Below are 20,719 nucleotides of genomic sequence, written 5' to 3'. Positions count from 1 at the left end.
AGATGATTTTACTCATGGATGCGTTCCCCCGTCTGAATGAATAGGTTCATTATATCGATTCGACCGCACACAAAAAACCCTGAATGAGCACTTTTTATCAAGTGTCTATCATTCAGGGTTCAGTTCAAACTTAAGTAGCAGAACTTTTTCGAAACGTTAGACCGATACTTCGTTCGTTGCGTCTTCGAGTGTGATTTCCGTTATGTTCATCGCATGGTCACCGATCCGCTCAAGGTTCGAGAGCATATCGACGAAGAACATACCAGCTTGGCCGTCACATTCACCTGTGTTCAAACGAACGACATGATTTTTGCGGAACTGGCGCTCGAGCATGTCGAGTTTCGCTTCCATCTCGATGACTTGACGCGCCTCGACCATGTCACCGCTCGCGAGCGTTTGGAGTGACTTCTCGAGTGTGGCCCGTGTCAGATCATACATTTCCGTCAATTCTTTTTGAGCTCCCGGCGAGAGCGTGATGCGTGTCGCCGTCTTATAGTCGATCAACTCGATGATGTTCTCAACGTGGTCACCGATTCGCTCGATATCGTTGATGGCATGCATGAGTGTCTTATGTTGTTGTGATTCGTGCTCCGTCAAATCGACGGCCGCGAGTTGAACAAGATAATCCGTAATTTTAGAGTTCAGCGAGTTTAACGCATCTTCAATGTGCGCTGATTTTTCCGCGTGCTTCTTGTCACCAGTCTCCATATAAGAACGTGCCTCATCAAGACCAAGCTTCGCGAAATCACCCATGCGGATGACTTCATATTTAGCTTGTTCGACCGCGATTGAAGGCGACTGTTGAATGAAGATTGGGTCCAAGTGTTGCGCTTTCGTATCAACGATTGAATCTTCGCCTGGTACAAGTTTCGTCACGACCCAGGCAATTGTCCCGATGAACCAGAACTGGATCAATGTGTTGGCGACGTTGAACGTACCGTGGGCGAAGGCGATTTGCATCTTCGCCTCAATGTTAAGGAAATTTGTAATCCAGAAAATGTATTGCGTAAAGAGCGGTAAGATAATCAAGAACATGGCCGTCCCGACCAAGTTAAAGATGACGTGGGCCGCAGCTGCGCGACGAGCCGCGACTGACGCACCGAGTGCAGCGAGAACCGCTGTGATTGTCGTCCCAATGTTATCACCGAACAAGACCGGTAGAGCGGCCTTCAAGTCGATCGAACCACCAGCGTATAGTTCCTGGAGGACACCGATCGTCGCTGATGACGATTGAACGATCAACGTGAACACCGTACCGACGACAACTCCGAGGATCGGGTTTTGACTCATCGATTGTGTGAGTTCGAAGAAGTACTCGCTCGTACGGAGCGGACGCATGCCGTCTCCCATAAGTTCAAGACCGTAGAAGAGAGCTCCGGCGCCAAAGATGATTTGACCCATATGTTGAAACTTCTCTTTTTTAAAGAAGAACAACAGTGCAGAACCGACGGCAATCATCGGGAGCGCATACTCACCGATATCAATTCCGATGATGAACGCTGTCACCGTTGTCCCGATGTTCGCACCCATGATGACCCCGATCGCTTGACGGAGCGTCATGAAACCGGCACTGACAAGACCGACCGTGATAACTGTCGTACCTGTAGACGTCTGAAGAAGAATCGTAACGATGATCCCGGCTAGTACTCCGAGGAATGGATTCGTTGTATACTTATCAAGGATGTCGCGGAGTCGATCTCCTGCAGACTTTTGAAGGCCGTCTCCCATCGATTTGATACCGAATAGGAAGATCCCTAATCCTCCAAAAAACATGAATAACATTTCTTGCAAATTGTATTCCACGATTTTTGTACCCTTTTTGATTGTGAATTGGTTGTGTTTAATTGGTTCTTATTGCCTTACTCATTATGCCTTCTTCCCTGAGTTGATGTAAACACGTTTAATGTTAAGGTTTTATTAAATAGTTGTCTTATTTTTATGTATTTTAGATGATTTGTACTATAACAGAATGGGGTTTTGTCTGTATGCTTAAAACGACATCAATGTTTATCCGCCATAGCCTGCTACCTACGAAGCAAACGCTACGGCTTCGTCTGGCTCCGCTGCACACTTATATGTTGGCGAGCCTCGTCTTTACAATCGTCGCGACTGTTTTAGATTACCTCGTCTTGCGACCCGATTTTTTCGCACCGATGTGGTTGTTTTTACACGGGTTCGCCATCTTCTTCTTCTATATGACTTGGGTCGCCGTCGCCGCCTTGTTCGTTCAACTCGTGACGAGACTTCGAATGAAGAAACCGTGGCCGTATCGGCAAGCTTGGCCTTACGCGGTCGCGATGACACTCGTGCCGACGCTCGTGCTCGTCGCCTTGTATCACTTTATGCCCGCATTTCTTTGGCTCGGCTTTGTCGTCACGATCGTCTTCTTGACCGTCCCGCTATTCCAAATTCCGCTTAAACAAAAAAACTCGGGACGGCGCTAATACGCGCTGTCCCGATTTTTATCACGTCTTCGGTGCAAGTTCAGTAAGTACTTCCTGCAGCCGTCGACTTTGATGACCGAGGTCTGTCCCGGCTGCTTGTAACGTTGCTTGAACGTCCGTCCATACTTCGACCCCTTCGTACAATTCGTTCAACTTCCGCTCGAGCGTCAAGCCGATTTCTTTCAGTTGTTCGTTCGCTTCCGCCATGTGGAGCAACTGACTTCCCGTCGCGGCCGTCTGATCCGTGATCGATTGGAACTCAGCCATCTGGTCGCGCACTTCGTGATTGATTCTCGCAATCCCTGCCTCAACTCGGTCCAACGTCTCACCTAGATGAAGGATATCGTCGCCGAAGCGAATCATATCGCTAAAAATCTCTTCCCGTTCGGATTTAATTTGTCCGATTGCCGCAACGGCAAGTATCGAAGATTCATTCGTCACTTTCGCTAGCTGACCGACTTCATGAGCGACGACAGCAAACCCTTTTCCGTGTTCCCCGGCGCGAGCCGCTTCGATTGAGGCGTTCAATGCCAACATCTTCGTGGCTGCCGCGACCGATAAAATCGTCTGTAGCGCTTCGTCGGCTCGTTCTGACGTTTCCGCGCTGTCGCGTAAACGCTCTTGGATACCGCCCGCCTTCTCTTTGAACTGCTCGCTCACGCCTCTGACCGAAGCAAACGAGGCGATTTCGCTCGAAATCGTTTGTTGCAGCGCTACCGCTCTCAAGTCGACAGCCGAAATATCTTGTTTGAGTGCCGCGACATGGGCCGCAATGTCCGTGAAGCGATGCGTCGATTCACTCGTAAACGCCTGATACGATCGACTCGTCTGTTCGACCGTACTTGCGACTTCTTTAAAAGCGACAACTTGTTGTTCATTTGATGCAAGTTGCCGCATGAACGTCGGCAAGCTCGTCTCAAACGCCAAAGACGTCTCGTCCATCGTCAGCAACGACTTTTTCCACAGACCGATGAACGTATTGTACTCACGCTCTAAACTACGGATCTCGAACGACTTGGCTCCTAAGTCTACTTCTTTAAAAGCACGCGTCTCTACCGCCTCACGCAGTCGCGTCGCAAACTGCGATAACGGTCTGACTTCGCGACGAATCATCCGAGAAAATAAATAGATAATGATTCCCATCGCTATGATGATCACAGCGAAAAGCGCCTGTCGAAGTTCCCACATCGAGCCAAGTACCGATTGTCTCGTGACAGCCAATACGTAATGAGCTTGTAGTTCTGGGATCGGAACCGCTGCTAAAAAGAAATCGTCTCGTTCAATGACTGCGAGTTCGTTCACTGTCACTTCATTAAATTTGTCTTCAAGCTGCTTGCTCGCTTTTTTTCCTGTCAATTGCTCGACTTGCTCGTCTCGAATCAAGTACTGACCGGCCTCGAGTCCGTCCGCTGATAAAATTGACGCCTGTTGCATGTACGTCGACTTCAATGAGCGTACCAACCCTTTTTCATTTGATAGGTATGCCCCGTACGTCGTTTTGACCGTCTCGCGCATGACTGTCGCTTCTCGGAGTAAGCGCTTCTCGACTTCAGCTGTCAACAGGTGTTCCGCTTTCAGGGCGAACCAACCGAACGTCGTCAAAAACAGGATGACGACAAGCGGCATCAGCGTCCATTGGAGACGTCGCTCAATTTTGACGCCGTCGGGACGTCGCTGCTTCCACAGCTGTTGCAATCGCGTTAACACATCTAATCCTCACCTTTCTCAAGTTACTATTCGTCCGATATATCGGTCTTGAGACGGTGGAAAATTATGAAGCCTCTGTTAAGATAACGTTAGGCTTTGTAAAGAGCACATCTCAGGAGCGCTTGCCGGGTGCTTTTTCACAAACATTTCGTTATGATAAGAAAGAAACCAACCATCTAAATCGATTGGAACCTTTCCAAAAGAAGGAGATTACGTATATGTCAGAAATTTTACACCGTTCATTAACTCGTCCGATTCGTGTCGGCAACGTCATCATCGGAGGATCTGATGAAGTCGTCATTCAGTCGATGACGACGACGAAAACGCACGACGTCGAAGCGACTGTCGCCGAAATTTTACGTCTTGAAGAAGCGGGCTGCCAAATCGTCCGCGTCGCTTGTCCAGATGAGCGAGCGGCCGACGCGCTCGCTGAAATCAAGAGTCGCATCAACATCCCGCTCGTTGTCGATATTCACTTCGACTACAAATTGGCGTTGAAAGCCATCGAAAGCGGTGTCGACAAGATTCGGATCAACCCTGGTAACATCGGTCGCCGTGAGAAAGTCGAAGCGGTTGTTAACGCCGCTAAAGCGAAAGGCATCCCGATCCGCATCGGTGTCAACGCCGGATCGCTCGAGAAGCAATTCCTCGAAAAATACGGATATCCGACAGCCCAAGGCATGGTCGAAAGTGCGATGCATCACGTCAAGATTTTAGAGGACCTCGGTTTTTACAACACGATCATTTCGCTCAAAGCGTCTGACGTGAACCTTGCCCTCGAGGCGTACACGCTCGCCGCGAAGACGTTCGACTACCCGCTCCACGTCGGGATCACTGAATCAGGACCACTGTTCTCAGGATCACTCAAATCAGCGGCCGGACTCGGTGCGATCCTCTCACTCGGGATCGGCTCGACGGTACGTGTGTCGCTGTCTGACGACCCTGTCGAAGAGATCAAAGTCGCCAAAGAAGTGCTCAAGTCGTTTGGCCTAGCCGCTAACGCCGCGACGCTCATCTCTTGCCCGACATGCGGCCGCATCGAAATCGATTTGATCTCGATTGCGAAAGAAGTTGAAGAGTACATCCAAAACATTAACGTCAACATCAAAGTCGCCGTCCTCGGCTGCGCGGTCAACGGACCAGGTGAAGCACGTGAGGCGGACATCGGCATCGCCGGTGCCCGTAACGAAGGCCTGCTCTTCCGTCACGGGAAAATCATCCGTAAAGTACCGGAAGCAACGATGGTCGAAGAGTTGAAGAAAGAAATCGACGCCATCGTCGCCGAGAAACTTGCCGCGCGTGAGCTTGAAGAACAACAACTTGCCAACCAATCTAACTAATCTCTCGCCCGCTCGGTTGCAACCGAGCGGGCTTTTGATACAATGAGTGTTATGGCAAGGAGGAATCAAGATGCACATTGGGATAGATTTAGACGGAACCGTCACGGATCCGCAAAGTTGCTTTCACTATATGAACGACATGCTCGGTTACGCCATCGATTATCATCAGGCGACCGAATACGAGCTCCATACGTACACGAATATGACGCAACATGATTTTTGGACGTTCATGATCGAACACGGTCATGAAGAAGCCATCTATCGGCGTTCACTACCTCACTCTGAAGTGAACGAAGTGCTCTGGCACATTCGGAAAACGCACCAACTTCACTACGTGACGGCGCGCAGCGAGGCCGTTCGCTCTGTCACCGAGGACTGGATCAAACAGTACGAACTGCCGCTCGACTCATTGATTATGACAGGCAGTCACGACAAAGTCGGCGTCGTCAAAGATCTCGCGCTCGACTTGTTCATGGAGGACCGCTATGAGAATGCCATCTCGATCCATGAACAGACATTGATTCCAGTGCTCTTGTTCGATGCCCCGTATAATCGTCGACCGTTACCGGACGGGGTGAAACGCATCACGTCTTGGAACGAGGCACTCCATCTCGTCGACCGCTTCGAGACTACAAAATCCATCATTACCCTATAAAAAAGAGGAATCCGCCGCTGGATTCCTCTTTTCTATACCCGTCCGATCGCCTCGATGACATCGCTCGCGAGAACGCTTGCCGGATGAATCCGTTCACTCGCCGACCTAGCGGCTAACGCGTGCCATAGGACGGCTTGTTCGTTCGGGGGCTGCTCCGGCTCGATCCGCGCACTCCGGGCCCAGAGCGCGAGCAGCATGCCGGTCAGGACGTCACCACTCCCGCCTTTCGAGAGTGCCGGTGCTGCGACCGTGTTGACGGCACCAGTCCCGTCTGGCGAAACGATCAACGTGTACGTCCCTTTTAGAATGAGATGAACCCCATGTTGCCTCGCAAAGTCTGATGCGGCCTTAAACCGGTCTGCCTCGATCATCTCGACCGTCTGTCCCGTCAACCGGGCAAGTTCACCGGGATGCGGGGTGAGCGTCAATGGGCCCGACGCCTGTAAGTGTTCCTTCGTCAGCGCACCGGCATCGACGATGATCGGCGTCGTCCGTTTCTTGACCGCTTGCCAAGCGTTCGTCAACCGTTCATCCTCGACCATGCCCGGACCGATCGCCGTCGCCGCATACCGCGCGTCCGGTATGGCGTCAATCTCGTAAAACATCGCCTCCGGTAACGTTGCGGCCAGTGCCATCGCCTCAGCCGGCACCGCCAAGTCGAGCAGCCCGAGTCCGCTCCGAAGGGCAGCCTGAGCCGCTAAAAACGGTGCCCCGATCAAGTGGCGGCTCCCGCCGACGAGCTGGCCGTGACCGTAAGTCGATTTATGGCCATATGGATCACGGGATAGCAGACCGCGGTCAAAATCGGCCTCCGTCAATACGCGCCAGTTCGACGTCTCAGGCAATCCGATGTCGATTCGTTCGACTTTCCCGTAAAACGGTGCGGTTTGATTCAAGAACGCACTACGCTTATAACCATGTAACGTCAACGTCTGATCGGCTTCGATCGCGTGACCGTCGAACCGGCTCGTCTCGTCGCTCGGCACACCGGACGGGACATCGACCGCGATCACCGTCGCCGCTTGGTCGCACATCCAGGTGATCACGTCTCTCGCTTTCCCGGTGACCGGTCCGTCAAGGCCGACTCCGAACAAGGCATCGATGATATAGTCCGCCTGTCTCGGATTATCTACGACCGGGACCACTTGCTTCGCTAACGCTGCGTGCGTCAAGGCTTCTGGCGATCTCGGCTCACCGAGTGGTGCCCAGACGCTGACGTCATACCCACGCCGGTGCAGTTCACGGGCGATGACCCAGCCGTCGCCCCCGTTATTCCCTCGTCCACAGACGACGAGGACGGACGCCTCTGCTCGAATCGCCAAACGATTCGTCAAGGCCAGCGCCGCCCGCTCCATCAAAACTTCAGGCGTCGTCCCGTGCGCAAAAGCCTGTTCATCCGCTCGCTTGATATCACTTGCCGTATAAATCATCGACTCACTCCCTCCCCATATGTACACAAAAAAGGAAGTTGAAGTAATCAACTTCCTTACTTACATTGTTTACAATACCCGTAAATCTCAAATTTATGATCGATGACCTCAAAATCGGGGTCAAGCGTCCCTACATAACGCATCGGGCAAAGTTCGAGCAGTTTCGTCTTGCCGCACCCGCGGCAGATCAAATGATGGTGGTGGTGCGATGAGCCACACGTGACCCGGAACGCTTTCTCACCGTTCAACTCGGTCGCTTCGAGCAACCCTTCCTCCGCAAACGACTTCAAGTTCCGGTAGACCGTATCAAAGCTCATCGTCGGATGTTTCGAACGCATATAGTCGAGGACGTCTTTCGCACTGATATAGCGCTCTTCGGCCGCCAAATAAGCGTACATCTCAATCCGTTTCGGCGTCACTTTCAATGACGACGACTGCAACCGTTCGATTTGTTCAGTCTGTTTCATGGAGTACTCCCTTCTTCCGTAACGAGCCGATCTTCTCAAACAACATGACGGCAGCCAAAATCAAGACGGCGAGCAAGACGATGACACCGCCCGGGGCGACGTCTAGTTCGTAGGCGAGTACAAGTCCCCCAATCGTCGCAAGCTCACCGAACACGATTGCCCAAACAATCGTCTGTTTGAAACTGTTCGTGAACCGGAGTGCGGCCGCGACCGGTAACGTGATCAAGCTTGAGACGAGCAACGTGCCGACGATCCGCATACTGACGGCGATGACGAGCGCGACGACGAGCATGAACAACAAGTGTAACAGCGTGCTCGGCAATCCGGACACTTTTGCTTGTTCTTCATCGAACGACAAGAACAAGAGCTGTTTATAAAACACGACGATGACGATGACCGTGATGAGCGCGACAGCTAGAATCAAACCGATATCAGACGGACTGACCGCTGAAATCGAACCGAACAACAGCGTCGACAAATCGACCGAGAAGCCGCGCGACAACGAAATGAAGATCGCGCTCAGTCCCATCCCCGCCGACATCATGATCGGGATCGACAGCTCTTGGAAATGGACGTACTTATTGCGGAGCCAATCGAGACCGAGCGCCGCGAGCACCGAGACGAGCGTCCCGAGGTAGAGCGGATTCAAGTCAGAGAAGAACAAGACATACTGTCCGAGAAATAAACTAAAGGAGATGCCGGCGAGCGTCACGTGTGACAAAGCGTCAGCAATCAGACTCATCCGTCTGACGACGACGAAGGAACCGATCAACGGGGCCGTAAACCCGATGACGACGGCCGCTATGAACGCATAACGTAAAAAACTATAGGTTAACAAGTCGGCAATCATGACATACCTTCATGAACGAGGACTTTGACGGGATACGGCTTGATGGCGGCAAGTTCTCCTAGTTCGCTATACTCTTTCAACCCACAGTTACAGGCCATACGTCCTCGGTCAAGATGGACGACTTTCGTGACGAGGTCGGTGACGACGTTTAAATCGTGCGTGACGAGGATGAACGTGCATGACGTCTGCTCGCGCAACAAGTGGAGCACTTCATAAAAGTCCCGCAGATGCTTTTGGTCGACCCCGACCGTCGGCTCATCCAAGATGAGCAAATCGGGTTGGTTGACGATGGCCCGGGCGATGAACACACGCTGCTGTTGCCCACCGGACAGGCTTCCGATTTTGCGGTTCCGATGCTGCCACATGTTGACCGTCTCGAGCGCATTTTGAATCGCGGCCCTATCTTCCATGTTCAATCGCTTGAACAGGCCTAGCCGTCCGTACCGGCCCATGGCGACGACTTCTTCGACCGTCACCGGAAACCCAGAGTTAAATGACGCCGCTTTTTGGGAAACGTAACTGATACGGGACTTGTCCTTGAATTGGCCTTGCGGGTGACCGAACAGTTCGACCGTTCCCGCCTGCGGGCTCAATAGACCAAGGATCGTCCGAATCAACGTCGACTTGCCTGACCCGTTCTCGCCGACGATGGCGACGAAATCACCTTGCTTGATGTCGATGGACACGTCCTGAAGTGCGGCCGTGCCATCGTAATAATACGAAACATGATCTAATTTTACGACAGATGTCGTCATGAGCTACCCTTCTCTCGTTTGATAAATCGTAATCATTTCTACTTGCTTGGCGTCTGTATTATACAGAATATTATTAAATGCTTCAAGTTTGAGAAGATCGCGGCGCTCGTCGTCACGCCTTCACACAAAATCAAGATGAGTTTGTCTAGTGTTCGTTGTACACTAGAGGTATCGCAGAGGGGGATTTACCGTGGAAAAAAAATTAGCAGTCATTGATATCGGGTCAAACTCGATTCGCAACGTCATTTTTGAAGTGAATCGACACGGCCAATATTTCGAACGGTTGAACGTGAAAGAAGTCGCTCGGCTCTCGAGTCACATCACCGATGCGAACGAACTATCCGAAATGGGCATCCAATCGTTAATCGAGACACTCGACCATTTCATCAGTCTGAACAAGCATCATGGCGTCAAAGAGATGTTGCCGGTCGCGACCGCAGCCATCCGCAACGCCAGCAATTCTGAAGCGATTTTAAACGAGGTCCTTGACGCGACCGGGATGGAGATCCGCTTGTTGAGTGACTATGAAGAGGCGTATTACGGATACTCGGCCATCGTCAACTCGACTTATATCGAAGACGGCTATTCGGTCGACATCGGCGGCGGCTCAATGGAAGTGACTTACTTCAAAGACCGCGAGCTCGTCTTTTATCATAGTTTCCCGTTCGGTGCCGTCACGTTGACGAACGATTTTATGTCAGGCGACACGCTCTCGAAAGATGAGCGGAAACAACTGACTTCTTTCTTGAAGAAGGCGTTCAAAGACATCGATTGGCTCGTCCCTCACGGTGTTCCGCTTGTCGGCGTCGGCGGGACCGCCCGTAACCTCGTCCGCGTCGAACAGTCGTTGTCCCACTTCCCGCTTGAAGGCATCCATCAATATACGCTCGGTGCCGACCGGCTTCACGAAGTCGTCGATGAACTGATCGACATGTCGACGAAACAACTCGGACGACTCGATGGCCTGTCAAAAGACCGGATGGACATCATCGCTCCGGCCGTGACCGCAATCGATGAACTGGCCCGCTATTTAAAAGTGCCTGAGTTTACGATGAGCAATAACGGTCTGCGGGAAGGGCTATTTTATGAATACTATTTAAAAGAGAACAACGAGATCCGTTTCGCTGATGTCAAAGAAGAAAGTTTCCGCCACTTCGAGAAACAATACGACGTCGACCCGGTCCGGCATCGTCATCTCGTCCATCTGGCCCGTCAAATTTATATGGGCTTGATCGAGGCGAAGACGATCAAACCAAAACCGTTCGAACCGGGACTGTTAGAAGCAGCTTGCCGTCTCGCTTACGTCGGTGAATACATCGACCATAACAACAAGAGCGACCATACGTTCCATTTGATCACGACAAATGACTTTAAAGGCATGAACAACGAAGACCGGCTCGCCCTGGCACTCGTCACGTCTTACAAGTCCCGGCGCCTGCTCGAACAGCATATCGAGGGCTTTCCTGAATGGTTCGACTCGAAAATGTTAAAAAGTCTAGAGCTGATCGGGTCAATCGTCAAACTTGTCGACGCGCTCGATTTGACCGAGCGTCAAGTCGTCGAGGACATCGACGTCGAGACAACAGACGACGGGCTTGCCTTCACCCTTCAAACAACGACGTCCCCGCGCTTTGAACTGCAGCGTGGCATCCGTCACAAAAAGCATTTAGAACGCGCGATCGAAACGACGATCGAGCTACGCGTAGAGGAGAGGATTACTTTATGACAACTTACTTACCCGAACATTTTAACAACCGCGAATTGAGCTGGCTCAGCTTTAACGAGCGCGTGCTCCAAGAAGCGATCGATGACCGCAATCCGCTCATGGAACGTCTCAAATTCCTCGGCATCTTCAGTGCAAACCTCGATGAGTTCTACATGGTCCGTTTCGGAGGACTGAAAGACGAGGTGCTCGCCGGATTCAACCAACCGGAGGACAAGGCCGGGCTGACACCGAAGCAGCAAATTAAAGCGATCTCGATCAAGGCTCAAGAACTCGTCGAAGTCCAGTATGCGACGTATAAAAAAATCGTCAAACAGCTCGGAAACGAAAACGTCCGCTTTTTACGTCCGAAGAACTTGAACAAAGAGCAGCTTAATTTCGTCAAACTGTATTTCCGGACCCACGTCTTCCCGGTCTTGACACCGATCGCGGTCGATGCGTATCGCCCGTTCCCGATGCTGTTGTCAAAATCGCTCAATATTGCCGTCGAAATCTCTTCGACCGCCGAAGGCAAAAAGCGACTCGCCCTCGTTCAAGTACCGGCCGTCCTACCGCGTTTTCTCGAACTGCCGACAGAAGACGAAGAACATGCCGATTTGATGTTGCTCGAAGACGTCATCATCCAATTCATCGATTCGCTCTTCAAAGGCTTTGAAGTCGAGTCGACGATGCCGTTCCGGATCACCCGCAACGCTGACATGCCGTTCCATGAAGAAGGCAGTCACGATGTGTTGAAACAGATCGAGAAAGAATTGAAGAAACGCCGTTACGGCGTCGGCATCCGCCTCGAGGTCCAACAACGTTCACTCAGTAAAGAACTGTTGTTTATGCTACAAGACGTCCTCGATCTGCACGAGCGCGATATTTTCGTCGTCGACGGACCAATCGATTTGACGTTCTTGTTTGGCATCTACAACAAGATCGGGATCGAATATGACGAGATGATCAATGAGACGCTCATCCCGTTCGTCCCGGAAGGACTCGAGCCCGGCAAGGACTTGTTCAAGGCCGTCTTGAAAAAGGATTACTTGCTCCATCACCCATACCATTCGTTCGACCCGGTCGTCCGCTTTATCGCTCAGGCCGCGAAAGACCCGAACGTCTTGGCCATCAAGCAGACGCTTTACCGTGTGTCTGGCGATTCACCGATCATTAAAGCGCTCACTGACGCTGCCGAGAGCGGCAAACAAGTCACCGTCCTCGTCGAACTGAAGGCCCGGTTCGATGAAGAGAAGAACATTCAATGGGCGAAACAGCTCGAGAAAGCCGGGGCCCACGTCATCTACGGCTATAAAGAGTTAAAAACGCACTCGAAGATCACGCTTGTCGTGCGGATTTTAGAAGGAGGTGTCCTCCAACGCTTCGTCCACCTCGGTACCGGTAACTACAACGACTCGACGGCGAAGCTTTATACGGACATCGGCTTGTTGACAACAAATGAGGACTTGGCCGAAGATGCGACCAACTTCTTCAACTGGCTCTCCGGTTACGGTGAACGACCGTCTTGGCATGAGTTCGAGACGTCGCCTGACGACATGCTCGACTTCTTCCTTCATAAGATTGAAGACGAAATCAAACTGCATGAGAAGTATGGGAACGGTCGCATCGTCGCCAAGATGAACTCGCTCACCGACAAGTCGATCATCACGAAGCTGTATGACGCGTCTCAGGCCGGGGTCAAGATCGATTTGATCATTCGCGGCATCTGTTGCCTGCGGCCCGGCATTAAAGGTGTCTCGGACAATATTCGTGTCGTCTCGATCATCGACCGCTATCTAGAACATTCTCGCATCTTCTATTTCTATCAAAACGGGAAAGAAGACTTGTATTGCTCGTCTGCGGACTGGATGACCCGAAACATGAAAAAGCGCATCGAGATCTTGTTCCCGATCCTAGATGCGGGTCATAAGTCATACATTAAAGACATGCTCGCGCTACAGCTCGTCGACAACGTCAAAGCGCGGATCCAACGCGCCGATGGCAGTTACGTCTACATCAAACAAGAGCCCGGCCAAGAGAAAATTCAATCGCAGATCATTATCCATCAATATACAGGCGGCCGTTGGAACAACATCCCGAGCGTCTTCGAACGGGAGCCGTCGAACTGGGCCGAACGTGAAGTGCTTCGCCTTCGGGCCGAAAATGAGAAAATGACTGATGACTGATGTTAGACTTCTCAAACGAGAAAGAACATTGTATAATTAGTTCGATTAGTCAGTTGAAACGCTTTCATTTTCGAATATGGAGGAATCATTCATGCAAGAAATCTTACTCTCGTTGCTCGCCGGCCTCATCTGTGGCATGATTTTCACTGCCTTGAAGTTGCCGTTGCCTGCCCCCCCGGTCTTGCCTGGCGTCATCGGAATCTTTGGCGTCTTTCTCGGGATGAAAGTTTACCAATTCGCGCTCGCGAACTGGCCATTTTAAACAAAAAGAACGATGCCCGCGGGCATCGTTCTTTTTGTTACTCTGCATGATGGATCGCCTTATGACAAGTCGGACAGACCCACATCCCGCTGTCCCCTTCAAGATGGTACTCTAGCAGACGATGGGCCATCGCCCCATACCTGTCTGTCAAGTCGACTCCACAGCTCGTACAAGCCGTGACGGAAGCGATACGGTGCATCATCATTCGTTCCCGGGCTAGATGCGTCTCGTACGTTTGCCGTGTCCAGCGTTGGGATGGGACTTGATAACCGCGGTCCCACATATCTTTTAACGTCGCATATGACGTCGACACGTCGTACATACCACTCTTGAGCAGCGGATGATGAAAATCAAGGCCGACTAAATCGACGAGACAATAGTCTCGAACTTCATCGTCGGGACGCGTTCGCCAATACCGGTCGTCGGGGCGCGTCATCGTCTCGACGAGCATGATCTCGACTTCCGCGACGATCCCATATCCAACGACTTCGATCAAGGCTGGTCCCTCAACGCTTCCTTCAATGTAAAACGGGCTCTGCTCGCGAAAGTATGTCGGGAGCGCCGCCCATACGTCATACGTCTCTGGATCGATCTTTAGCACGCTCATCGCTTATTGATGCGCGAGCGCGAATCGTTCGCGCCATTCGGCGTCGAACGCGCCTAACCGGAACATGTCAATCTCTTGCTTATACGGCGCGACTTTCGTCTTCTCGCTGATTGGAATGTAAGGTGTTTCAAGAATTTTTGGCAAATGCGCGAACGCCTCATGATGGATGATTCGGTTCAACGCGTCAAAACCGATCTCCCCGTAGCCGATATTTTCGTGGCGGTCTTTTCTCGCCCCGCGCACGTTTTTCGAATCGTTGACGTGGATGACGCCGAGTCGGTCGATTCCGACGATGCGGTCAAACTCGGCAATCACGCCGTCTAAATCCCCCACGAGATCATACCCGGCGTCATGGACGTGGCACGTGTCGAAACAGACCGACAGCCGGTCGTTATGCGTCACTCCGTCGATGATCGTCGCGAGTTCTTCAAACGTCTTCCCGAGTTCGCTTCCTTTTCCTGCCATCGTCTCGAGGGCGATCTTCACCGTCTCGTCTCCGGTCAGCACTTCATTCAAGCCTTCGATGATGCGAGCGAGACCGACGTCTTCGCCGGCACCGACATGGGCACCTGGGTGAAGGACGACGTGACGGGCGACTTGTAGCGCCTCGGCCCGCTTGATTTCAGCCGCCAAAAACGAGACCGCGAGTTCGAACGTCTCGGGTTTCGTCGTATTGCCCAGGTTGATGATGTATGGGGCGTGGACGACGATCTCCTCGATGTCATGCGCCGCCATGTGGACGAGCGCCGCTTCGATATTTAACTCCTCGATCGGTTTACGGCGCGTGTTTTGAGGCGCGCCCGTATAGACCATCATCGTCGTCGCACCGTACGAGACGGCTTCCTCACTGCCAGCGAGCAGCATCTTCTTACCTGAAACCGAAACGTGTGAACCAATTTTTAACATAGTCAACTCTCCTTCGCAATCTTCTGCCTTTAGTGTACACAAAAAGAAGAACCGACTCCATGAAGTCGATTCTTCTTTTTAGTGATTACCGTCTGTTCTTCTTACGGGTCTCACGACGTTCCGTGCGCTGTTGTTGCATATGCTCACGCGAAGCCGTCTCTTTCAATTTATACTTGAACTTCTTCTTGTAGCCTGGTTTGACTTTCTTCTTCGCCTTCTTGATCTCACCGGCCATACGGCTGTGCGCCGTGTGCGATACTTTCATCTTACGGTCGGTCACGCGGCGTTTACGAGTCTTGATCTCTTGGAGCGTCCCGCCTTTGACATCGACATGTGTGAACGCGAAACCACGCTCTTCAAGTCGATTGATCGGGCCGTTCTCGTGATCTTCATACAGCGTATACGCTTCTCCGGTAGCACCGGCACGACCGGTCCGGCCGACACGGTGTGTGTAGAAGTCGAGATCTTTCGGGATACCGAAGTTGATGATGTGCGACACACCTTTAATATCAATCCCGCGGGCAGCCAAGTCGGTTGCGATCACGTATTGATATTTTGCATCGTTGATGTCTTTGATTGCTTGCTTGCGTCGACGGGCTTGCATGTCGCCATGAAGCGTCCCGACGTTGAGGCCTGCCTCCTGGAACGACTTCTCGAGCTCATCCGCGTCTTGTTTCGTGTTCGTGAACACGAGGCAGACGAACGGATTGATCGCTTTGGCCACTTCGACCGTCAATTCTTTGCGATCGCGGTGACGGACCGGGATGACGTGATGCTTGATCTTCGGTGCGACGCGGTGCTCGGCACTCGCTTCCGCGTAGCGCGGGTCATGAAGATATTTCTTCAAGAACGGCTCGAGCTTCTCTGGGATTGTTGCTGAGAAGACCATCGTTTGCAGTCTTTCCGGAAGCGACTGCGCGATGCGGTCCACTTCTGGCAAGAAGCCCATATCAAGCATTTGATCGGCTTCATCGACGACGAAATGTTTGACTTTATGCGGGAACAACGCCTGAACTTTCATCAAGTCGAGTAGACGGCCTGGCGTCCCGATGATCAACTGTGGTGGGTTTTTCATCTTGTCGATTTGACGTTCGCGGTCAGTTCCACCGACGATCAAACTCGTCTTAATATAGTCAGGCTGCTTCACGAGGAGTGTTTTCAACTCTTCGTGGATCTGCCAGGCGAGTTCGCGTGTCGGTGCGACAACGATCGCCTGGACTTCGTGTTCGCTCGGGTCGATCGATTCTAAAATAGGTAAGAGGAACGCGAGTGTCTTCCCGGTCCCGGTTTGTGATTTTCCAATAATGTCACGGCCATTCATCGCGGCTGGAATAATCCGTGCCTGAATGTCCGTTGGGTTAGTGATGCGCTTTTCTGTCAAGGCATCGACGATAAACGGTAACAATTTGAACTGTTGGAAGCTGTTCAATCGATACACCTCCTGTTTCTTTCCACTTTTCCTAGCATAGCGGAATCTAGTTATTTGTCAATTAATCTTTACCGAGTCCTTCATACAAGTAACTCGATGAATAGTAGTGCGCCGAGATTTTTTTACCGCTCAAATGCTGTTCGAGCGCTTTGAACCCGACTTCAATCATTTCGTTCGGGGATTGCACGACCGTCGCATCGACTTTCCCGCTATGAATCAACGGGTAAATCTCTGTCACACCGTCTACCGACACGATTGTCTTGTCATTTAGTCTCTTGCTCTCGAGCGCCCTTACGACCCCGAACGTGTTGTCGTCGTTATGGGAAAACACGGCGTCGAACGGGATGTCTTCCTCGAGCCAACGCGACATCTCGATCTCGGCTTGGAACGTATCGTAGTTACCCGTGAGCGAGGCCACGACCTCGAGGTCGTCATGGGCTTTATCGTACTCGGTCAACCCAAGGCTACGGTCGATGGTCGAGCGGACTTTTGCCGTTCCCCGCACTTCGACGACACGGATCGGCCGACCGAGTGCGGTATGTTGGGCGGCAATATGGTTGGCGGCCATCCGCCCGATTTCAACGTTATCGGACACGACGGACGTGAGCACGCTATCGTGGTCGATCATCCGGTCGATCGCGATAATCGGGATGCCCTTCTCTCTCGCCTTTTGGAGCGATGACTGTATGAACGTCTCGTCAAGCGTCGTCACGAAGATGGCTTTGACACCGCGCTCGATCAAAGAATCCAATTTCTCTTTTTCTAAGACACGTGAATCTTCACTTGTCGTCGGAATCGGAATGAACCCTTTTTGATTGGCCGTTCGTACAAAGGCGGCTAACAACTTATTGGCGTGTTCGTGTTTTTCACTGACGAACACGAAGCCGACCTCATTGTTCGTCGTCACGCGTTCCGGCAACTGGATCGACGTGATCAATAAAATCGTCATGGCCCAGACGACGGGAATCCAAAGCCAGTAATAGCGGAAGCCTTTCATACGTCTGTCCGCCTTGGGATTTTAATCATCATCGCCGTACCTTCTCCTTCAACGCTCTCGATCTCCATTTGACCGTTTACGGCTTTTAATGATTCTCGAATCATATACAGCCCTAGCCCGTTGCCGTTCTCTTTCGTCGTATAGAACGCCGACCCGACCGTGTTCACTTGATCTTTCGTCATCCCGATCCCGTTATCCTCAATCAAGAACCGATAATCCCGCTCCGTGAAGAGGACCGTGACCGTGACGCTACCGTCCGCCCCTTTTGAATCGACGGCTTCGACGGCGTTTTTAAACAAGTTGTAGATGGTTTGGACGAGCATGTCGCTCGAACAGTAGAACGGCGGCATCTCGTTCGGAACAATCAGTTCCCACTTCGTCACCCGTTTATAACATTCGGCGTCGAGTAAGAACTCGAGCCGACTCGCAAATTCGGTCATGTCGAGCCACTCTTCTTGAAGCTTGGATTGATCTGGTTTGGCGAGCGTGAGCATCGTCGTAATCAAATGGTTAGCCCGATTGAGCTCGGACAGTGCAAGGTCGAGCATTTCTTCACTACCATGACCTTCTTTCGCCATCTGCAAGGTGATTTGGACAGGTGTGAGCGGGTTACGGATCTCGTGAGCGATCCCGGCCGCGAGTTGACCGAGCGAGGCGAGCTTCTCTTGTTGGAGCAAGAGCTGTTGTTGGCTCAACTGCTCACGTCGAGCCGTCTCCATCCGATTCGAGTAGTCGTTATACGTATCGAGGAGCGTCTGGACTTCCTTTGAACCGGTGCGTTCGAGTAAAATCGGTTCGAGTGACTGTTGTTTCTTGATGTTTTGAACGAGTTCGAGCAGCGGGCTCGTCAATGTCTTCGAGAGAAGGAGACCGACTAAAATACTTAAGAAGAAAGTGACGAGCGTAATCATCAAATATTGCCAGCGTGTATCGTAGACCGCCTCATACACCGAATCCATGCTATGCTTGGCCAATACGCTCCATCCGTTCACTCGTGCGTCCGGTTCGAACATGATGACGTCGTCTTCGGTACTTAAAATCGTCCGAACGTCATACTCATCCGTCGTTTCGACGATTGAGCGTGATAACCTTCGCTCCGCATCCGTGACGAGATTAAACGATGTCGATAACACTTCTCCCCGCTCATTTAAGAGGTAGAGAATCATGTCATCATTCGTGGATTCAAGCATGCGCCGATAAAGGTCCGAGTTAAGCACACTGATGCTGCCACCAAACATGCCAATCGGTCGGTTGTCCTCGATGACTGGTACGTAAAGATACGTGCCGGCATCACCAGAAATCGATATCGGGTCACTCATGAATAAATCGTCGCCGTTCGAGGTGATGACTTCTTTAAATTTCGGATCAGCCTTTAACGTCATCGCGGGGACTTGCCGTTGCGAATACCAAGTGAATTCATCTTCTCGTAAATCATAGTAAAAGATCGAAGTGAAACTCGTTCGTTGGTTCAAGTAACCCGTCCGAATCCGCTCTTCAATCCAAGGTTCGTTTCCAACGTAAGCACCAAGGTAGACGAGGTCTTCATACAATTTCCCAAGCCTTGTCTCGAGGTTCTCGATACTCCCATCAATCGCATAGTCAAATTGTTCTTTCGCCAATTCTTCCGCGCGGGACACCGTCACGCGATCGGCAGAGAAAGCTAGTGATGAGATGACGAGTCCAAGAATGATAAAGATAATAAATGTGATTTGAAAGAAGTACGATTTTCGAACTTCAAGCAATGTTCTCAAGCGTTCCACGGTGTCCCTCCTTTCTAACCTTAAGATTATAGCATGAATACACGCAATTCTTTTCGTATTTTCGAAACAATGTTAGACTAATACGTAGGAAAGCATCGCGAAAGGAGCGTTCATCACGAAATGAAAGTTAAAAAAATTAGCCCACGCGGATACTGCTATGGCGTCGTCGATGCCATGAAATTAGCGAATGAAGCCGTGGCCAACCCAGATTTACCACGGCCTATCCATATACTCGGTATGATCGTCCATAACCGTCACGTCACCCAAGCGTTTGAAGACTTAGGCGTCAAGACCGTAGACGGCGAGGATCGGATGCAAGCAGTTGAAACAATCGACAAAGGGACCGTCGTGTTTACGGCCCACGGTATCTCCCCGCTCGTTCGGAAGCGTGCCATCGAAAAAGGACTGACGATTGTCGATGCGTCTTGTCCTGACGTTCTCGTCACGCACGATTTAATTCGTGAGAAGACAGCGGCCGGCTACGAAGTCATCTATATCGGCAAGCACGGTCACCCCGAACCTGAAGGCGCGATGGGTGTCGCCCCTGGAAAAGTCCATCTCGTCCAGTACGAGAGCGATTTTGAGGCGTTGCCAGATCGTTTGTTAGACGCAAACATTCTCGTCACGAACCAGACGACAATGAGCCAATGGGACGTTTCGGCATTGATCGACCTCATTCAAGAACGCTATCCTCACGTCGAGGTGCATAACGAGATTTGTAACGCGACACAAGTTCGTCAGGAAGCCGTGGCCGAACAGGCCGGCGACTGCGACTTGCTCATCGTCGTCGGTGATCCGAAATCGAACAACTCGAACCGTCTCGCCCAAGTCTCTAAAGAGATTGCCGGGACGAATGCCTATCGCATCGGTGATTTGAGTGAGCTCGATCTCAATTGGCTTCAAGACGTCGAAACGGTCGCGGTCACATCGGGCGCGTCGACACCGACACCGATCACGAAAAAAGTCATCGACTTTTTGACGCAGTACGACCGTGATGACTTGAGCACACACGACAAGACACCTTATCTCGAACTACGAAACATCCTGCCGAGAGTGAAGGCGCTTCGCAAATGACAAGCAACCCCCGTCCTCATGTGAACTGCTCCCCGTCAAGTAGACAGGGCAAATAATGAAAACCAGCCTAGGCGGCTTGAGACCTGTATTCGACAGGGCTCAAGCCGTTTAGTCGTTTCTGGAAACGATCGTGGTTGTAGAACGATAT

19 protein-coding genes are annotated in these 20,719 nt (G+C 51.6%); 7 read left to right on the top strand and 12 right to left on the bottom strand.

What is annotated here, in order from left to right; all coding sequences use genetic code 11:
- Positions 1-156: 156 nt before the first annotated feature.
- Positions 157-1,803, bottom strand: coding sequence for a Na/Pi cotransporter family protein (locus tag EVJ32_RS15240; RefSeq protein WP_131459029.1), 1,647 nt, complete (start codon positions 1,801-1,803; stop codon positions 157-159).
- A gap of 182 nt (positions 1,804-1,985) precedes the next feature.
- Between EVJ32_RS15240 and EVJ32_RS15235 the strand changes: the two genes are divergently transcribed.
- Positions 1,986-2,444, top strand: coding sequence for a hypothetical protein (locus EVJ32_RS15235; RefSeq protein WP_236639530.1), 459 nt, complete (start codon positions 1,986-1,988; stop codon positions 2,442-2,444).
- Positions 2,445-2,465: 21 nt separating this feature from the next.
- On the opposite strand, the gene EVJ32_RS15230 is transcribed toward EVJ32_RS15235, so the two are convergent.
- A complete protein-coding gene (locus EVJ32_RS15230; RefSeq protein ID WP_131459028.1) occupies positions 2,466-4,151 on the bottom strand; it encodes a methyl-accepting chemotaxis protein in 1,686 nt (561 codons plus the stop codon).
- 218 nt (positions 4,152-4,369) lie between these two features.
- Here EVJ32_RS15230 and ispG point away from each other — a divergent pair, with 218 nt between their 5' ends.
- Together ispG and EVJ32_RS15220 are read left to right on the top strand one after the other, a co-directional pair.
- Complete coding sequence (gene ispG / locus EVJ32_RS15225) at positions 4,370-5,491, top strand: flavodoxin-dependent (E)-4-hydroxy-3-methylbut-2-enyl-diphosphate synthase (protein WP_016508052.1); 1,122 nt, start codon at positions 4,370-4,372, stop codon at positions 5,489-5,491.
- 70 nt (positions 5,492-5,561) lie between these two features.
- Positions 5,562-6,146, top strand: a complete 585-nt coding sequence (locus tag EVJ32_RS15220; RefSeq protein ID WP_236634044.1) for a hypothetical protein — start codon at positions 5,562-5,564, stop codon at positions 6,144-6,146.
- Positions 6,147-6,178: 32 nt separating this feature from the next.
- Here the strand turns inward: EVJ32_RS15220 and EVJ32_RS15215 are convergent, their stop codons facing one another.
- From EVJ32_RS15215 to EVJ32_RS15200, 4 genes are read right to left on the bottom strand one after another with little or no spacing between them, the layout of a single operon-like run.
- Positions 6,179-7,576, bottom strand: coding sequence for an NAD(P)H-hydrate dehydratase (locus EVJ32_RS15215; protein ID WP_131459027.1), 1,398 nt, complete (start codon positions 7,574-7,576; stop codon positions 6,179-6,181).
- Between the two features lie 56 nt (positions 7,577-7,632).
- A complete protein-coding gene (locus EVJ32_RS15210; RefSeq protein WP_131459026.1) occupies positions 7,633-8,043 on the bottom strand; it encodes a Fur family transcriptional regulator in 411 nt (136 codons plus the stop codon).
- Positions 8,030-8,893, bottom strand: coding sequence for a metal ABC transporter permease (locus EVJ32_RS15205; RefSeq protein ID WP_131459025.1), 864 nt, complete (start codon positions 8,891-8,893; stop codon positions 8,030-8,032). Before EVJ32_RS15205 ends, EVJ32_RS15210 begins: the two co-directional genes overlap by 14 nt.
- On the bottom strand, positions 8,890-9,648 hold the full coding sequence (locus EVJ32_RS15200) for a metal ABC transporter ATP-binding protein (RefSeq protein ID WP_131459024.1): 759 nt from the start codon (positions 9,646-9,648) through the stop codon (positions 8,890-8,892). The genes EVJ32_RS15205 and EVJ32_RS15200 overlap by 4 nt, the downstream gene beginning before the upstream one ends.
- A gap of 190 nt (positions 9,649-9,838) precedes the next feature.
- Here EVJ32_RS15200 and EVJ32_RS15195 point away from each other — a divergent pair, with 190 nt between their 5' ends.
- The 3 genes from EVJ32_RS15195 (at position 9,839) to EVJ32_RS15185 (ending at position 13,798) form a co-directional block, all read left to right on the top strand.
- Complete coding sequence (locus EVJ32_RS15195) at positions 9,839-11,374, top strand: Ppx/GppA family phosphatase (RefSeq protein WP_131459023.1); 1,536 nt, start codon at positions 9,839-9,841, stop codon at positions 11,372-11,374.
- A complete protein-coding gene (locus EVJ32_RS15190; RefSeq protein WP_131459022.1) occupies positions 11,371-13,536 on the top strand; it encodes an RNA degradosome polyphosphate kinase in 2,166 nt (721 codons plus the stop codon). The genes EVJ32_RS15195 and EVJ32_RS15190 overlap by 4 nt, the downstream gene beginning before the upstream one ends.
- Before the next feature lie 91 nt (positions 13,537-13,627).
- Positions 13,628-13,798, top strand: a complete 171-nt coding sequence (locus EVJ32_RS15185; RefSeq protein WP_021065708.1) for a DUF1427 family protein — start codon at positions 13,628-13,630, stop codon at positions 13,796-13,798.
- 37 nt (positions 13,799-13,835) lie between these two features.
- Here the strand turns inward: EVJ32_RS15185 and EVJ32_RS15180 are convergent, their stop codons facing one another.
- From EVJ32_RS15180 to EVJ32_RS15160, 5 genes are all read right to left on the bottom strand, one after another.
- A complete protein-coding gene (locus EVJ32_RS15180) occupies positions 13,836-14,405 on the bottom strand; it encodes a hypothetical protein (RefSeq protein ID WP_131459021.1) in 570 nt (189 codons plus the stop codon).
- Positions 14,406-14,408: 3 nt separating this feature from the next.
- The gene (locus EVJ32_RS15175) at positions 14,409-15,311 is read right to left on the bottom strand and encodes a deoxyribonuclease IV (protein WP_131442975.1); all 903 of its coding nucleotides are present in this window, start codon (positions 15,309-15,311) and stop codon (positions 14,409-14,411) included.
- Between the two features lie 85 nt (positions 15,312-15,396).
- Positions 15,397-16,740: a DEAD/DEAH box helicase gene (locus tag EVJ32_RS15170; RefSeq protein ID WP_070327008.1), complete on the bottom strand. Its 1,344-nt coding sequence runs from the start codon at positions 16,738-16,740 to the stop codon at positions 15,397-15,399.
- 61 nt (positions 16,741-16,801) lie between these two features.
- Positions 16,802-17,737 carry a sugar ABC transporter substrate-binding protein gene (locus EVJ32_RS15165; RefSeq protein ID WP_131459020.1) on the bottom strand — a complete coding sequence of 312 codons (936 nt, stop codon included), beginning with the start codon at positions 17,735-17,737 and terminating at the stop codon, positions 16,802-16,804.
- Positions 17,734-19,497, bottom strand: coding sequence for a sensor histidine kinase (locus tag EVJ32_RS15160; RefSeq protein WP_131459019.1), 1,764 nt, complete (start codon positions 19,495-19,497; stop codon positions 17,734-17,736). Before EVJ32_RS15160 ends, EVJ32_RS15165 begins: the two co-directional genes overlap by 4 nt.
- Before the next feature lie 120 nt (positions 19,498-19,617).
- Here EVJ32_RS15160 and EVJ32_RS15155 point away from each other — a divergent pair, with 120 nt between their 5' ends.
- A complete protein-coding gene (locus EVJ32_RS15155; protein WP_131459018.1) occupies positions 19,618-20,571 on the top strand; it encodes a 4-hydroxy-3-methylbut-2-enyl diphosphate reductase in 954 nt (317 codons plus the stop codon).
- A gap of 67 nt (positions 20,572-20,638) precedes the next feature.
- Here EVJ32_RS15155 and EVJ32_RS16555 read toward each other — a convergent pair.
- Positions 20,639-20,719 (bottom strand): IS3 family transposase (locus tag EVJ32_RS16555; RefSeq protein WP_131436690.1); only part of this gene is annotated, 81 nt, incomplete at its 5' end.

The sequence above is a fragment of the Exiguobacterium sp. SH5S4 genome (assembly GCF_004337045.1).
GTDB lineage: Bacteria > Bacillota > Bacilli > Exiguobacteriales > Exiguobacteriaceae > Exiguobacterium > Exiguobacterium aurantiacum_A.
This window is presented reverse-complemented; position numbering and strand designations above follow the sequence as displayed.